Raw genomic sequence first — 2,261 nt, forward strand, 5'->3', positions numbered from 1 at the left:
GCCGCCCGGGTGCGGCAGGAATGCGCCAGTCGACTGCCGGAGTACATGATCCCGGCGGACCTCGTGGCGGTGAAGTCGATCCCGCTGAACGCCAATGGCAAGGTCGACCGGGCCGCCCTGGCCGCCTCGGTGACCGGTGGTGGGCGGGTGCACGTGGCCCCGCGTACCCACCTGGAGCGGCAGCTCGCGGACATCTGGGCGCAGGTGCTGAACCTGGAGACGGTGAGCGTCGACGACAGCTTCTTCGACCTCGGCGGTCACTCGATCAGCGCCATCGCTCTCGTCGGCGCACTGCGTACGGCCGGGATCCCCGCCTCGGTGCGCAACATCTTCCTGCACCGGACCGTCGCCGCGCTCGCCGCGAACCTCGAAGCGGAGCAGACCCCCGTCGAGCCGGCGTTCCAGCCGGTGGTCCCGTTCGCGCTACTCGACGACGCCGACCGGGCGGCCCTGCCCGCCGGCCTCGCCGACGCGTACCCCATCGCCCAGGTCCAACTCGGCATGCTCGTCAAGACGATGACCGACACCGAGCGGCACACGTACCACAACGTCTCGGCCTTCCCGATCCACGACGAGCAGCCGCTGGTCCTTGACGCGCTGCGCCGCGCCGTGCAGACGGTCGTCGACCGGCACGAGATCCTGCGGACGTCGTTCGACCTGAACGGCTACTCGGTGCCGCTGCAACTCGTGCACGCCGAGGTGCCGATCGAGGTCACCGAGCTGGACCTGCGTGGCCCGGACACCGAGGCCCGGATGAGCGCCTTCATGGCCGCCGAACGGGCCAACCCGTTCGCGCCGGATGAGGTCCCGCAGATACGCGTCGCCGGTGCGATCGGCGAGGGCAACGCCTGGTGGTTCGTCCTGACCATGTCGCACGGCATCCTCGAAGGCTGGAGCCACCACTCCCTGCTCATGGAGATCCTCGACAACTACCGGCGGCTGCGGGACACCGGTGCTCCGGTGCCCGTCGACGCGTTGCCGGTGCGCTACGCCGACTTCGTCGCCGCGGAACTGGCCGCGCTGACCTCCGCCGAGGACGAGGCGTACTGGCGGGGTGTCGTCGAGCACCCGCGCTTCGCGTTGCCTGCCGGGTGGGGCGCCCCCGACTCCGACCCCCAGTTCCAGTGCGGCACCCGGGTGCCGCTGCACGACCTGATCGACGGGCTCCGAGACCTGGCCAGCAGCACCGGCACCGCGCTGAAGAGCGTGCTGCTGGCCGCGCACCTGAAGGTGATGAGCCAGCTCACCGGCGAACTCGTCTTCACCAGCGGCCTGGTCTGCCACGGGCGGCCCGAGGTGACCGGCGCGGACCGGGTGTACGGCATGCACCTGAACACGTTGCCGATCGTGCACCGTGGCCCGGCTGCCACCTGGGCGGAGCTGATCCGGCAGACCTTCGACGCCGAGCTGGAGCTGTGGCCGCACCGGCACTACCCGCTGCCGTCGGTGCAGCGGTTCACCGACGGCGCCCGACCCATCGAGATCCTCTTCAACTACCTCGACTTCGCGCAGGTCGACACCGAGCGGGTCGGCTTCGACGACGCCGTCTACGAGGCGTCCAGTGAGTTCGACCTGCACGTCTCCACGCTGGACGGCACGCTCAGCATCCTCAGCGACCCCCACGTCGTCAGCTACCCCAACGTGCTGCGCCTGGGCGCCATGTACCGGGCGGTGCTGGAGGCGATGGTGGCGGATTCGGGTGGGGACGCGCGGGTGGTGTGTCTGCCGGCCGGTGAGGTGTCGGTGGTGTTGGCCGATGGTGACAGCGCGGTGGAGCCCGTGTCGGAGTCGGTGCTGGCGGCTGTTGAGCGCCAGGTCACGGCGGTGCCGTCGGGTGAGGCCGTCAACGGTGGGACCTTCGCGGAGCTGGATGCGCGGGCCGTGGTGCTGGGGTCGTGGTTGGCCTCGCGGGGTGTCCGTCGGGGTTCGGTGGTGGGGGTGCTGCTGGACCGGAGTGTTGATCTGGTGGCGGCGCTGCTGGGGGTGTGGAAGGCGGGGGCGGCGTTCGTGCCGCTGGACCCGTCGTATCCGGCCGGTCGCATCGCCTCGATGCTGGCCGATGCCGGTGTGTCTCGTGTGGTGACGTCGACGCGTTATGCGGATCGGTTCGCGCCTGGCGTCGAGGTTCTGGTGGTGGAGCACGCTCCGCAGGTGGAGTCGGTGGTGTTGCCGGGTGTGGTGGATCTGGATGATGTGGCGTATGTGATTTTCACGTCGGGTTCGACGGGTCGGCCGAAGGGTGTGCAGGTTTCGCATCGGGG

1 protein-coding gene is annotated in these 2,261 nt (G+C 70.0%); it reads left to right on the forward strand.

Features of this window, described 5'->3' with window-relative positions; translation table 11 throughout:
- Positions 1–2,261 (forward strand): condensation domain-containing protein (locus AB0B68_RS32055; RefSeq protein ID WP_357264751.1); only part of this gene is annotated, 2,261 nt, incomplete at both ends.

The sequence above is a fragment of the Micromonospora sp. NPDC049049 genome (assembly GCF_040649115.1).
GTDB lineage: Bacteria > Actinomycetota > Actinomycetes > Mycobacteriales > Micromonosporaceae > Micromonospora.